Source organism: Magnetospira sp. QH-2 (genome assembly GCF_000968135.1).
Taxonomy (GTDB): Bacteria; Pseudomonadota; Alphaproteobacteria; order Rhodospirillales; family Magnetospiraceae; genus Magnetospira.
In genome coordinates, this window is the sequence record NZ_FO538765.1 from 3,878,727 (window position 1) to 3,892,168 (window position 13,442).

A 13,442-nucleotide genomic window follows, 5' to 3' on the forward strand; every position below is an offset into this window, starting at 1 on the left:
CCTCTACCTTTCTGTTGAGCCGGGAAATATTTAATAAATCATAGACTTAGGTTCTGGCATGGCACCTGCAAGAAGATTAGCAGGCAACCACGAGGACCGTTCCATGACCCCGCTGACCAACCCGACCCAGGATCCCACCGGCGTTTCGCTTCCCGCCGCCACCCTGCCCGCCTCTGACGGACCGGAAACCACTTTGTTCGGCGAGGATGGATTTACCTTTGGCGACATGGTCGACATGGTGAATCCCTTGCAACATATCCCTATCGTTGGATCCATCTACCGCAACATGACTGAAGACGAGATTTCCCCCGCCCCGCGCGTGGTCGGCGGGACCCTGTTCGGTGGTCCCATCGGGTTGGTTTCCTCCCTGGTCAACCTGTTGGTGGAAAACCAGACCGGTAAGGACGTGGGCGAACATGTCTATGCCCTGTTCGAGGACGAAGGTGAAGAGGCGCCCGATCCCGATGAAGCCATGGCCCAGAATGCCACCACCGAAATCGCCGCCGCCCAGATCGGCGCCGGCAGCGCCTATGCCGGGGTTTCCGATTGGGCTCGGCAGGAAATGGCCCATCGACATGAAGTCGCCGCTCTGCAACAAAAACAACGCGCCGCGCCGCTGCAGGTCGCTGATGCCCGCCCGGCCTCCACCGTTCGTCAGATGCCCTCTTTGACCGAACTCCCGCCCACCGCACCGCGTGCCGAGGCCGGATTGGGCACCAAGTTGTTCGTACAGGCCATGCGCATGCAGCCACCGGAAGAGGCGCTGGCATTGGCTGCCCAACTCCAGCAGGCTCCCCAATCAATGCCCGCCGCCGCGCAACCAGCACCGAAGCCCACCGCTTCCGCCATCCAGCCGGCAATGACCGCACCGCCGGTCCCGTCAGCCCTGGAGGCCAAGTTGCAGGCCTTGGCTTCCCGCAATCCCTGGTCCGGAGCCCAGCAGGATCAGCAAAACCAGCAGGAAGTGGCCGATAGTTGGTTCGCCCAGTCCATGATGTCGGGTCTTTCCAAATATCAGGGCGCGGCGGGTGTCCCCCGGTAGCGGATAAATGGACCTGTTCGTCACCGCCGACGGTTTTCTGATCCATGGAAACCGTCGCCTACCCTGTGCTCTCGGGCGCGGCGGGATCAATCCGTCGAAAGTCGAAGGCGACGGCTGCACACCGGTCGGCCGTTTCCCACTCCGACGGGTTTTGTATCGTGAAGATCGGCTCGCGCCGCCGGAAACCGGGCTTTCCGTCATGGCCATTACCCCTGGAGACGGCTGGAGCGACGATCCCAAGGACCCGGCTTACAATTGCCCGGTGTCCCTACCCCATGATCATGGCCATGAAATCCTGTGGCGGGAAGACGCGATCTACGACGTGATCGTGGTGCTGGGCCATAATGACGATCCGGTTGTTCCCGGGGCGGGAAGCGCCGTCTTCTTGCATGTGGCCCGGCCCGGTTTCGTGCCCACGGAAGGCTGCATTGCCCTGACGCGAGAGGATCTATTGGCGGTCTTGAAAGCCTGCCAACCGGGGGATTGCCTTACGATTTCGGGCTGATCGGCGGGCGGGCGCCGAAGATCGCCGTACCCACCCGCACCGAGGTGGCACCGAATTGGACCGCCACCGGATAATCTCCGCTCATCCCCATGCTCAGCCTGGAAAGCCCGTTGCGCTCGGCAATGCGGGCCAGCAAGGCGAAATGCAACGAGGGCTCCTCATCTTGGGGCGGAATACACATCAAGCCGACCACCGATAGCCCGTATTCCACCCGGCAGGCGGCGACAAAGCCATCGGCTTCCTCGGGCAATACCCCGGCTTTCTGCGGTTCCGCGCCGGTATTGACCTGAATGTAACAGTCCAGCGATCGGCCCAGGTCGTCCTGCGCGCGGGCCAAATAGCGCGCCAGCTTCGGACGATCCAGAGTTTCGATGACATCGAACAGGGGCACCGCCAAACCGACCTTGTTGGTTTGCAGCGGACCGATGAGATGGAGCCGAGTATCCGGAAACTCCGCCTTCAACCGCGGCCATTTTTCCGCTGCTTCGTGAACCCGGTTCTCGCCGAACAGACGATGTCCCGCTGTCAAAGCCGGACGGATCTCGGCCTCCGGCTTGGTCTTGCTGACCGCCACAAGGTCGACTAGGTCTCGTTGGCGGCCGACTTCCTTGGCAGCCTTGTCGATTTCGGCCCAAACGGCGGCGAGGTTGCCCGCAATGTCGGTCTGCATCATCATAGGGGTCTCAAATCCATCGGAAGGAAAATCGTGCCGACCCTAACAGACCTGGCCCGGCGCCTCAATCGGCGCGCCTGTTCTCCCCTGCCCCCGTTAATTCTGATGACCGATGACGACCGTCTGCCGGATCCCAGCGGGCTTGTTGCTCACCTACCGAAGGGAAGCGCGATCCTTGTCCGCAGCCGGAAAGCCTTGGACCGCGAACAACGGGCGCGGCGTCTGATACCGCTCTGCCGACCAAGGGGAATCAAGCTTCTGGTGGCCGATGATATCGGACTGGCGATGGGATTGGGTCTCGACGGGCTGCATATTCCCGAAGCGAAGGTTCGTGATCTGCCGTTGTGGCATATCTGGCGACGGCCCGGATTCTTGGTGACCACTTCCGCACACTCTCTTGCCGCCTTGCACAGGGCGGCGCGGGCGGGCGTGGATGCGGCCTTGCTCTCTCCCGTGTTTTCAACCGGATCCCACCCCAATGCGCGGCAATTGGGCCCAACCCGATTCGGAATCTGGACCGGTGAAACCTGTCTTGCCATATACGGATTGGGCGGCATTGACAGCAAACAAGCGGCTCGGCTACTGAACAGCGGTGCCGTCGGCATGGCGGGCATTGATCTGTTCAAGGACATAAGTGGCAAGGAGGTTCCGTTTGGCTAAATCTCGCCGACCTCGAGAACAGACCCACCCGCCGAATCCCGATCTCCAAGGGGGTTTGGATGCCTTGCGACGGGGTGACCTCCAAAGGGCCATCCCGGCCCTGAAGAACGCGGCGCGCAGGCACCCCGGCCATGCCGAGAGTCAGCTTTACCTGGGTGTCGCCCTCTCCATGGCCGGGCGGTCCGAAGACGCGGCGCGGGCTTTGGATGATGCCTGCCGCCTGGCCCCGGGGAATGGGGATGCGCAATATAACTACGGGCTGGTTCTGTTGGGTCTGGGACGGCCCCTCGAAGCCGTCCCCCGATTCGAAAAAGTTCTGGCCAAAAAGCCCAAGGATGCGGAAACCCATATGAATCTGGGCTTGGCCTTGAAACATGCCGGATCCCCAAAAAAGGCGCTCCGGCATCTGCGGCGATCCGTGCAGCTGGCACCCAAATCAGCGGATGCCTGGATTAACTTGGGCAACCTATTGATTCAAATGGAAGATCCGGAGGATGCGGCAACGGCCTTTCGGTCCGCGCAAAAGATTGCTCCCCGCAATGCCGCCCCCTGGACCGGATCCGCCATGGCGCACATGGCCCTGGCCCAGACGGCACAAGGGAACTTGGCGGCTTCACAGCATCTCGTGACCGCTGAAGCTGACCTGGAAACCGCCCTGAAAGAGGCGCCGGACAGTATCGAAGCCTTGTCCTATATGGGATTGGTCCTGGAGCGACTGGATCGTTTGGCGGAAGCCGAGCACTGCCTGCGACGCGCTTATGAACTGTCGCGGCACAGGGGATCCAGTGCGGAGGAAAGACAGAATACGCTTCAGAATTTTGCCCTGTTCCTGGATCGGGTCAATCAGACCGAGGGGGCCGTCGATTTTTTGGAAAATGAGCTCGAACAAGGGGGCTATCAACCAACGCTGGTTCGCCTGCTGGCCAGGATGTTGACCAGTTTGAACCGCTATGACAATCTCGAGTCCTTGTTCGCGGCCTATGAAAGCCAAGGGTTCTCGCGGTCGATCGCCTTGCTTTATCGCTGTGTTGATCGACAATACCATTTATCGGAATCAGATGTGGCAAACCTGAAAGCCGTTTTGGATTTGGAGCAGGAAAATGCCGATGATCTGGCTGGTGTCGCCATGGCCTTGTTCCACCATTTCGACTTGAACGGCGATCAGGCAAAGGCCTTCGAATACCTGACCCGGTCCAATGCCTGGGCGCGACAGAATGGGCAGCCCTATCTCCGGGAAGCGGAAGATGGCTTTGCGGATATGATGGCGGCTCTTTTTGCCACCGGGATCCCATCCGGTCTCAAGGATTGCGGCCATGAAAGCGAACAGCCGGTTTTCATCGTCGGCATGCCCCGGTCGGGAACCACATTGGTCGAACAGGTCATCGCCAGCCACCCTGCTTGCGGGGCGGCCGGAGAGCTGTCCGAGATCAGTGCGATTGCCAAGGCTATCGCCGGGTCGCGCACGATCAACGATGATTTCTCGCCCGGCTTTCGCGCCTTGGATTGCCAAAGTATTCGGGAATTCGCGAATCGGTACCTGAACAAACTAACGGTGGGCGGTGAGCCCCATCACCGGCGGATTATTGATAAAATGCCGTCTAATTTCAAGTACTTGGGCCTCATTGCTAGCCTGTTTCCCAAGGCACGGATTATCCATTGCCGACGCCATCCCATGGCCACCTGTTATTCCATTCTGACGCAGCGATTCAACCGGGCCCACCCCTATGCCTATGCCCAGGAGGATCTAGCCCATCAGTACAGGCACTATGAAAGACTGATGGCATTTTGGGAATCCGTCTTGCCGATCCCCATTCATACGGTGCGCTATGAAGACCTGGTTACGGATCCGGACGCCGAGATACGATCCCTGATCAAGGCCTGCGGCTTGTCTTGGGATGATCGATGTCTGCAATTCCACCAAACGGAAAGGGTGGTGAAAACCGCCAGCCAATGGCAGGTTCGCCAACCCATGTACCAGACATCACTGGACCACTGGCAGCACTATGGATCCGAATTGTCTCCCTTGAAACAGGGACTTGGACTTCCTGATTAGCGCGGGTTTTTCCCGTTGGATCGAATCCGGTCAAACGCAACGCCGCCTTGTATCTTTCAGCCACCCAGACAAACAAAAAGGGGTGACCGAAGTCACCCCTTTCCGATTTGGCTTAAGTTCTTTTGAACTTAGAAGCTGATCGCCATACCGACGATGCCACCCCAACCGGAGGCGGTGTCGCCACCAACACCGGTGGTGTTGGTTTCGCCGTTGTAGTCGGCGTGGTAGATGGTGCCTTTCATCATGACGCCAGCGCCCATGCTGTAGTTGGCGCCAACGGCCCAGACCTTGAGCTCGTCCTTGTCGGTATCGGCATAGGTGTCTTCGTCTTCGCCAGCACCATAGACCAAGGAAACAGCATACGGGCCAGTGGCGTAGCTAACACCAGCTTCCCAACCGGTACCTTCAACGCCGTCAACGCTCAGGGCGTTGTTGGTGTTGCCGAGCTGGACTTCGTGCACGTCCGTGCGCTGCCAACCACCGGAAACGGTGAAACCAGCGAAGCTGACCTTGGCACCGGCCTGCCAGATGTCGGCACCGGCATCATGGTAGGCATAGCCACCGGAAACGCCAACACCAATGCCGTCATAATCGGCGGAGTAGATGGCGCCAACGCCCCAGCCGCCGTCATTGTTGCCGCCAACCGGGTTGGTGTTCGGGCCGCCTTGCGCATCGCCAGCAGCGAAGTGAGGAACCCAAGAACCACCGACCTGGAAGCCGGCGAAGGACGGGGACAGGTAGGTAACCTGGTTGTCATCATCGTCAACGAACTCGGCGTTGGCGAACTGATCGGAAGCACCGGCGAAAGCAGGAGCAACCACATCATCGGCGTCGGTCGGGCCGCCGTAACCAACGGCAGGGGAACCGATCTTGATGGTGGCCAGAGCGGTTTCCTTGTCACCAACGCGCAGGGTACCCAGCGAATCGGAGGAGATCACCACATACTGCTCATCAGCATTATTGGTGGCGGTGTCTTCTTCACCTTCCAACTGGATCACGACGCTGACCTTCAGGCCGTTTTCCAAGGTGGTGTCGCCCTTGAAGTAGACTTCGGTGTCGGACAGGGTGTCGACGCCGCCAGTCTGGGTGGCTTTGTCGCTATCAGCGAACATGATCCACTGATTCATGTGTCCACCAACGCTGAGCTTGATGGGATCGGCCGCCTGAGCCTGGCTGGCGAAAGCGCCGGCAACGACCAGGGCGGTGGTGGTTAGGAGAACCTTTTTCATTTGATGCCTCTCTCTCTCTTTAGAAATTCTGTACTTGCTACTCCCGAGCGCCGCCCGGTCGCTTTAACATTACGCTTGAGCATTAGAGCCATTTCGCGGGTTCCGGGTCAAGAATGCTGAACCCTTGTTTGTGTCATTTGCGACCCAGTGTGGTTTCAATGCAACAATACCAGGGGTCCATGGCTCTGGAGAGGGCGTGAATCCTTCCTTTTGTCCTGTGATGAAGGTCGGACTTTTCCCCATGAGCGCATGAGTCTATAAGAAGGATGTTCAACGAAACAGGAATTTGTCGATGACCTATAAGATCAAGTGTTTGGATTTCCACGTCGCAGGTTCCTGCCAAAAGCGATTCGGGGCCTGGATGGGAGCCGTCCTGGTCCTTGCCGTCCTGTCGGGGTGTTCCGGCGTGACACCGGGCGAGGAAGTCACCCTTGAAAAAAAGGAATCGGACTCGGTCTTTGGCGAGGGCGGACTCACCTTGTTCGGGGATGACCAAAAGAAAGAACAGGAAACCGGCGGAATCGGCGTCAACGGATTCCTTTGGCGCGCCAGTCTGGATACCTTGGATTTCATGCCCTTGAGCTCGGCGGATCCCTTTGGCGGCGTGATCCTGACCGATTGGTATTCTCCACAAGAGGCGCCCAATGAGCGCTTCAAGATGCAGGTCTACATCCTCAGCCGGGCTCTGCGGGCGGATGGGGTCAAGGTTTCGGTGTTCCGACAGGTGCGGGTGGGCAGTTCCTGGCGCGATGCCTCTTTGCCCAAGGCAACCCCCACCGATATGGAAAACGCCATCTTGCTCCGTGCCCGCCAGATGCGCCGGGCCGCAACCCAATAAGCTCTCCTGTATTAAGAAAGACCGGCATGTCCCGTTATAATTTCAAGGAAACCGAATCCAAGTGGCAGAAAATCTGGGACCAACGGGGGACCTTTAAGGTCCGCACCGACGATTCTCGGGAAAAATACTACGTCTTGGAGATGTTTCCCTACCCGTCCGGCCGGATCCACATGGGTCATGTGCGCAACTACACCCTGGGCGACCTGGTGGCGCGCTACAAGAAAGCCCGCGGATTCAATGTGTTACACCCCATGGGCTGGGACGCGTTCGGATTACCGGCGGAAAACGCCGCCATGCAGGCGGGCGTCCACCCGGCCAAATGGACCCACGAGAATATTGATGCCATGCGGGCGCAGCTCAAGACAATGGGCCTGTCCTATGACTGGGATCGCGAAATTGCCACCTGTGATGCGGATTACTACAAGCACGAACAAAAGATGTTCCTTGATTTCCTCAAGGCAGGCCTCGCCTACCGAAAGGAATCCTGGGTCAATTGGGATCCGATGGAACAAACGGTGCTGGCCAATGAACAGGTGATCGACGGACGCGGCTGGCGCTCTGGCGCTCTGGTTGAGCGACGGGAACTGTCGCAGTGGTTTTTCAAAATCACCGATTATGCGCAAGAGCTGTTGGAGGGCCTGGAGACCCTGGACCGTTGGCCGGACAAGGTGCGGCTGATGCAGGAGAACTGGATTGGTCGTTCCGAGGGCCTGCGGATGTTCTTTGATCTGGTGGACCGGTCCGATCGATTGGAAATGTTCACTACCCGCCCCGACACCATTTTCGGCGCCTCGTTTTGCGCCATTTCCGCCAATCATCCGTTGACCATGGAACTGGCCGACAAAAACGAGGCGCTCCAGTCCTTCATGGCCGAGTGCAATCGCCTGGGCACCAGCGAAGCCGCCATCGAAACTGCGGAAAAGCAGGGGTTCGACACCGGTATTCGTGCCCGGCACCCGTTCATTGAGGGCAAGACCCTACCGGTCTACGTGGCCAATTTCGTTCTGATGGAATATGGCACCGGAGCCATCTTCGGCTGTCCGGCCCATGATCAGCGGGATTTGGACTTTGCCCGCAAGTATGATCTGGAAGTGACTCCGGTGGTCTGCCCCACCGATCAGGACAAATCCTCATTTTCCGTGGGCAGCGAGGCCTTTACCGAAGATGGATTGTTGATCAATTCCGACTTTCTTGATGGCATGGATGTCCCCACCGCCAAGGCCACCGCCATCGACCGGTTCGAATCGGAGGGACGGGGCGAGCGCACGGTGAATTACCGGCTGCGCGATTGGGGCGTTTCCCGGCAGCGCTATTGGGGCTGCCCCATTCCGGTTATCCATTGCGAGGATTGTGGCATCGTGCCTGTTCCGGAAACGGATCTGCCGGTGGAGCTGCCCCAGGACGTGACCTTTGATCAATCAGGCAACCCGCTGGAACATCATCCCACCTGGAAAGATGTTGATTGTCCAAAGTGCGGCAAAGCGGCTCGGCGGGAAACCGATACTTTTGATACCTTTATGGAATCGTCTTGGTATTTTGCCCGTTACTGTGACTCCAAGAACGATTCGTCGGCATTTGATCGCAAAACCGCTGACTATTGGATGCCGGTGGATCAATATATCGGCGGAATCGAGCATGCGGTGCTCCATCTTCTTTATTCGCGCTTTTTCACCCGAGCTCTGAAGAAATGCGGCTATCTGTCGGTGGAAGAGCCCTTTGCCGGTCTGTTGACCCAGGGCATGATCTGTCATGAGACCTACAAGGATGCTGAGGGTCAATGGCTGTTTCCCACGGATGTGGAGCAAAAAGACGGCAACTGGGTGCGGATCGGTAACGGCGACCCGGTAACCATCGGACGTTCCGAGAAAATGTCCAAATCCAAACGCAACGTGGTGGATCCGGAATTGATCATCGGAACCTACGGCGCCGATACCGCCCGCCTGTTCATGCTGTCGGATAGCCCACCGGACCGGGATCTGGATTGGACCGATTCCGGCGTGGAAGGGGCTTGGCGATTCGTCAATCGTCTGTGGCGGATGGTCGATGGACGTATGGACACCCTCCCACCTTGCGGCTCGGAGGGGCCGGAAGACCGGGACAAAAAAGCAGAGTCGACTTTGCGAGCGGTCCACAAAACCATCTCTTTGGTCACCGACGACTTGGAGAAATTTCATTTCAACAAGGCGGTGGCAAGGATTCGCGAATTGGTCAACGAGTTGGCAGAGCTGGATAGTGCTCGATCCGACGAATCCTGGACCTTGCGTGAAGGCCTGGAGGCGGTCGTCAAGTTGGTCGGACCGATGATGCCGCATTTGGCGGAAGAACTTTGGTCAAAGCTGGGGTATCAGACTTTGCTCACCGAGGAATCCTGGCCTTCTTTTGATCCCTCGCTTACCATCGAGGAGACGGTTTCCGTGGCGGTGCAAGTGAATGGCAAGGTACGGGGAAAAGTGGATCTGCCCCGGGATTGCGACAAGGAACGTGCCGAAGCGGCAGCACTGGCGGTTGAAAACGTCCAAAGGGCCATGGACGGTAAATCTCCCCGCAAGGTCATCGTGGTGCCCAACAGGATCGTCAATGTGGTGGTATAAACTTCCGTTCGTTTTCCTGTTGTTCTTGGTCCTGGGCAGTTGCGGGTTCAAACCGTTATACGGAAACTATCAGTCCGGTGGTTCACCATCGGAATTAGCCCATATTCATATCGACCCAATCGAGGAGAATATCGGCCAGGACTTACACAATTACCTGTTGGATCGGATGAATCCCACGGGAAGGCCTATCAGGCCGCTATATCGATTGGCGGTCTATGTAAAACTAACCACTCGTTACCTAGCCTCCGGTATTGCCCAAGAGACGACCCGCGCCAATGTGGATACGGTTGCTTCTTATACATTGACCCGCAAGTCTACCGGTCGGATCGAGAAAACAGGGAAGTTTTCTGTGACAAGCAGCTATAACGTGGTGCAGTCGGATTTCGCCACTGAAATTGCCGATCGAAGTGCCAGGCGGGATACGGCCCGACTGTTGGCCGACGAGATCACGAGCCAACTGGCGGTTCACTTCATTCAACGGCGGGATCAACGCCGCAAAGCCTCTCCGGATCCTTGAACGTGAAACGGGTGCCATGAAAATCACCGGCGCACGGATCAAGGCTTTTTTGGATTCTCCGCCAACAGCCGTGCGCGCCGTTCTGGTTTATGGGCCCGATGAAGGATTGATTCGCGAGAGGGGTTTGGCTTTGGTCAAGACCGTGGTCGAAGATCCCAAAGATCCCTTTCGAATGGTGGATTTGTCCGGATCTGATCTGAAAACTGATCCGGCGAGGCTGGCCGATGAAGCAGCCGCCCTTTCTTTGACAGGGGGTCGACGGGCGGTGCGAATCCGCGGTGCGGCCGATGCTCAGCAGAAGATTCTGGCTTCTTTTTTGAAGAACCCGGTGGGAGATGCGCTGATCGTGGTTGAAGCGGGGGAGCTGGGGGCAGGATCCAGCTTGCGAAAACTGTTCGAAGGTCAGGACAATGCCGCCGCTTTGGCTTGTTATGGGGATGACGGACGCTCTCTCAATCAGGTCATCCGCGAATCTCTGGGCGAACAGGGATTAAGCGCAGACCCCGATGCCATGGCCTATCTTGCCAATCATTTGGGTTCCGATCGCCAGGTGACCCGCTCGGAAATTGGGAAGTTGGCTCTTTATATGGGCACTGAAACCCGTATTGGGCTGGCCGATGCCATGGCTTGTGTCGGCGATAGTGGCGCCACGTCACTTGATGCCTTGTTGGTCGCCCTCGGCAACGGCGATCAGGCGGGATTGGATCAGGCGGTGGAACGGGTGTTAACCGACGGCGGGACCCCAGTTGGCTTACTGCGATTGGTCAATCGTCATTTTCAACGCTTACATTTGGCGGCTGGCCATATGGCGCAAGGCCTGCCGCCGGATCAAGCCATGAAGCGTTTGCGGCCACCGGTGATGTTCAAGATTGCCGATGCGTTCCGCAGCCAGCTGACCCGCTGGACTCCGGACCGGCTGGCCCGGGCCTTCGAGTTACTGGTGGAGGCGGAAACGGACTGCAAGACAACAGGACTGCCCGCCGAAACGGTTTGTCGGCGGACCCTCATGCGAATCGCACAAGCGGGCCGACGATAACTTACGCAGACAGGCTCTGAACCGAATCCGGCGCCGATCCATGGCTCAGCCGGTGCAGAATATCGTCCAGTTGTTCCAAGGTGCCGTAGTGCAGGGTCAAAGTGCCGCCGCGACCACCGAATTTCACATCGACGCGCAGGCCCAGCAGATTTGACAAGTCCCGTTCCAGGGCGAGGGTATCCGCATCTTTTTCCAGTCCAGCCACCGTGCGCGGCTTGCCATTGCTCCCTTTGCGGCCTTTTTTTACCAGGCGCTCGGTTTGCCGTACATTGAGACCCTTGGCCGAGACCTTGCGCGCCAGGGACACCGGATCATCGGCATTGAGCAAGGCACGGGCGTGACCTGGTGACAGACTGCGGTCCTCGACCATGGCCTTGACCGGATCGGGCAGGCCCAGCAGACGCATCATATTGGCCACATGGCTGCGGCTCTTGCCCATCGCCTGGGCCAGGGCATCTTGGGTATGATCGAATTCGTCCATCAGGCGACGATAGCCCTCGGCCTCTTCAAGGGGCGATAGATCCTGCCGTTGCAGGTTCTCAACCAAAGCGATTTCAAGGGCTTCCTGGTCGTTCATGTCGCGGACAATGACAGGCACTTCGTGCAACTGCGCCAGTTGCGAGGCCCGCCAACGGCGTTCCCCGGCGATGATCTCGAAATTGCTCGGCTGTTCGGGATCACGGCGCACCAACAAAGGCTGTAGCACGCCCTTGGCCTGCACCGACCGCACCAAATCTTGAATGCCCTCTTCATCGATGCGATGGCGGGGCTGAAAGCGGCTGGGTTTCAGGAATTCAATGGGCACGATCTTGGCGCCCCGTTCGTTGGCCGCGCTTTCAGCGGAGGCAGCGTCATAGGTCTCGGACCCATCGCCCAACAGGGCGGAGAGGCCCCGACCCAGATTGCTCGGTTTTTTAGCCATCACGCGGCAATCCTTTGTTCACGGCGCAGCACTTCGCTGGCCAGGTTGAGATAGGCCATGGATCCGGCGCAGCGGGTGTCGTATAGCAACACCGGTTTACCATGAGACGGGGCCTCGGACACGCGAACGTTGCGGGGGATCACGGTCTGATAGACCTTGTCTCCGAAATAGCCGCGCACATCCGCTGCCACCATATCCGACAAGTTATTGCGTTTATCAAACATGGTTAACACTATACCTTGTAGGTCCAGAGTCGCGTTAAAGCTTTGGCGGACCCGCTCAATGGTCTTCACCAGATGGCTTATCCCTTCCAGCGCAAAGAACTCACATTGCAGGGGTACAAGGACAGATTGTGCCGCCACCAAGGCATTGATGGTCAGCAAACCCAAGGCGGGCGGACAATCGATCAGGACGTAGTCAAATCCATCCCAACCGCCTTCCAGCGCCCGTCGCAAGCGGTACTCGCGACTGGCCATGTCGACAAGCTCCAATTCCGCACCGGCCAGATCAACACCCGATGGCACAAGATGCAGGCCGGGAATGCGGGTTTCCATCACCACGTCGGCCAACTGCGCTTCACCGAGCAGCACATGATAGGAATTGACCGTCCGCTCGGATCGATCCACCCCCAATCCGGTACTGGCATTGCCCTGGGGGTCCAGGTCAATGATCAAAACTTTTTTATGAATCGCTGCCAAAGCCGTTGCCAGGTTAATGGCTGTGGTGGTTTTGCCGACGCCGCCCTTTTGGTTAGCGATGGCCAGAATCCGGGGGCGCGCTTGCCCCTCGATCACCAATTTTTCGCCCATTTTGATCAAAAATCTCCCGCACCAGGAGGACCCGGCCATCCGGATCCGTTCGGCTTTCGTAAGCCTCTGCGGCGAGTTTCCAGTTTTTTCGTGATTCCGTCAATTCAAAAGCGACGTTTTTTCCCTTCAAAAAGAGTAGAATACCGTCGTTTTTTAGATGCGGAAGCGATAGCTGAATCAATTTGGGCAAGGATGCCAAGGCTCTGGAGGTAATCACATCGGCCTGCAACGGGGATAATTTTTCGATGCGATTTGTGTGGATAATCACCGGTGCTCCCGTTTCCCGGGCCACTTCGCGCATAAAAATGCTTTTTCTTTGATCGCTTTCCACCAGATGGATCGGTTTGCCGGTGATGATCGCCAGCACCAAGCCGGGAAATCCGGCTCCTGATCCCAAGTCGGCGAGACACGCGGCTTTCTCGGGTAGGTAGGGGACCAGTTGGGCGGAATCCAGGAAATGGCGGCGCCAAGGATCGGCCAGAGTCGTCCGGGAGACCAGATTGATCCGTGCCTGCCATTTGGTCAGCAGTGTCAAATAGGTTTCCAGAGCGGCCATTGTTTCACGTG

At 58.0% G+C, this 13,442-nt stretch carries 13 protein-coding genes; 8 read left to right on the top strand and 5 right to left on the bottom strand.

Annotation, left to right across the window (positions count from 1 at the left end):
- Positions 1-103 precede the first annotated feature (103 nt).
- Positions 104-1,042 carry a hypothetical protein gene (locus MGMAQ_RS19985; protein WP_052716539.1) on the top strand — a complete coding sequence of 313 codons (939 nt, stop codon included), beginning with the start codon at positions 104-106 and terminating at the stop codon, positions 1,040-1,042.
- A gap of 7 nt (positions 1,043-1,049) precedes the next feature.
- Positions 1,050-1,547 (top strand): L,D-transpeptidase, encoded by a 498-nt coding sequence (locus MGMAQ_RS18200; protein ID WP_046022668.1) that lies wholly within the window; start codon positions 1,050-1,052, stop codon positions 1,545-1,547.
- Here MGMAQ_RS18200 and MGMAQ_RS18205 read toward each other — a convergent pair.
- The gene (locus MGMAQ_RS18205; RefSeq protein WP_046022669.1) at positions 1,531-2,223 is read right to left on the bottom strand and encodes a YggS family pyridoxal phosphate-dependent enzyme; all 693 of its coding nucleotides are present in this window, start codon (positions 2,221-2,223) and stop codon (positions 1,531-1,533) included. The genes MGMAQ_RS18200 and MGMAQ_RS18205 overlap by 17 nt on opposite strands.
- Positions 2,224-2,253: 30 nt before the next feature.
- On the opposite strand from MGMAQ_RS18205, the gene MGMAQ_RS18210 reads away from it, so the two are divergent.
- Together MGMAQ_RS18210 and MGMAQ_RS18215 are read left to right on the top strand one after the other, a co-directional pair.
- Positions 2,254-2,880 carry a thiamine phosphate synthase gene (locus MGMAQ_RS18210; protein WP_046022670.1) on the top strand — a complete coding sequence of 209 codons (627 nt, stop codon included), beginning with the start codon at positions 2,254-2,256 and terminating at the stop codon, positions 2,878-2,880.
- Entirely contained in the window at positions 2,873-4,933 is a 2,061-nt protein-coding gene (locus MGMAQ_RS18215) for a tetratricopeptide repeat-containing sulfotransferase family protein (RefSeq protein WP_158498897.1), read from the top strand. The genes MGMAQ_RS18210 and MGMAQ_RS18215 overlap by 8 nt, the downstream gene beginning before the upstream one ends.
- Positions 4,934-5,061: 128 nt before the next feature.
- On the opposite strand, the gene MGMAQ_RS18220 is transcribed toward MGMAQ_RS18215, so the two are convergent.
- Entirely contained in the window at positions 5,062-6,162 is a 1,101-nt protein-coding gene (locus tag MGMAQ_RS18220; RefSeq protein ID WP_046022672.1) for a porin, read from the bottom strand.
- Positions 6,163-6,454: 292 nt separating this feature from the next.
- Here MGMAQ_RS18220 and MGMAQ_RS18225 point away from each other — a divergent pair, with 292 nt between their 5' ends.
- Genes MGMAQ_RS18225 through holA form a run of 4 tightly spaced genes read left to right on the top strand, consistent with a single transcriptional unit; the run spans position 6,455 to position 11,144 of the window.
- Positions 6,455-7,000, top strand: a complete 546-nt coding sequence (locus MGMAQ_RS18225; RefSeq protein ID WP_148561020.1) for a DUF3576 domain-containing protein — start codon at positions 6,455-6,457, stop codon at positions 6,998-7,000.
- 26 nt (positions 7,001-7,026) lie between these two features.
- Positions 7,027-9,591, top strand: a complete 2,565-nt coding sequence (gene leuS, locus MGMAQ_RS18230; protein ID WP_046022673.1) for a leucine--tRNA ligase — start codon at positions 7,027-7,029, stop codon at positions 9,589-9,591.
- On the top strand, positions 9,578-10,108 hold the full coding sequence (locus MGMAQ_RS18235; protein ID WP_046022674.1) for an LPS assembly lipoprotein LptE: 531 nt from the start codon (positions 9,578-9,580) through the stop codon (positions 10,106-10,108). The genes leuS and MGMAQ_RS18235 overlap by 14 nt, the downstream gene beginning before the upstream one ends.
- A gap of 16 nt (positions 10,109-10,124) precedes the next feature.
- The gene (gene holA, locus MGMAQ_RS18240; RefSeq protein WP_046022675.1) at positions 10,125-11,144 is read left to right on the top strand and encodes a DNA polymerase III subunit delta; all 1,020 of its coding nucleotides are present in this window, start codon (positions 10,125-10,127) and stop codon (positions 11,142-11,144) included.
- Between the two features lies 1 nt (position 11,145).
- On the opposite strand, the gene MGMAQ_RS18245 is transcribed toward holA, so the two are convergent.
- Genes MGMAQ_RS18245 through rsmG form a run of 3 tightly spaced genes read right to left on the bottom strand, consistent with a single transcriptional unit; the run spans position 11,146 to position 13,431 of the window.
- On the bottom strand, positions 11,146-12,066 hold the full coding sequence (locus MGMAQ_RS18245) for a ParB/RepB/Spo0J family partition protein (RefSeq protein ID WP_046022676.1): 921 nt from the start codon (positions 12,064-12,066) through the stop codon (positions 11,146-11,148).
- Complete coding sequence (locus MGMAQ_RS18250; RefSeq protein WP_046022677.1) at positions 12,066-12,875, bottom strand: ParA family protein; 810 nt, start codon at positions 12,873-12,875, stop codon at positions 12,066-12,068. Before MGMAQ_RS18250 ends, MGMAQ_RS18245 begins: the two co-directional genes overlap by 1 nt.
- Positions 12,817-13,431 carry a 16S rRNA (guanine(527)-N(7))-methyltransferase RsmG gene (rsmG, locus tag MGMAQ_RS18255; RefSeq protein WP_046023523.1) on the bottom strand — a complete coding sequence of 205 codons (615 nt, stop codon included), beginning with the start codon at positions 13,429-13,431 and terminating at the stop codon, positions 12,817-12,819. The genes MGMAQ_RS18250 and rsmG overlap by 59 nt, the downstream gene beginning before the upstream one ends.
- Between the last annotated feature and the right edge of the window lie 11 nt (positions 13,432-13,442).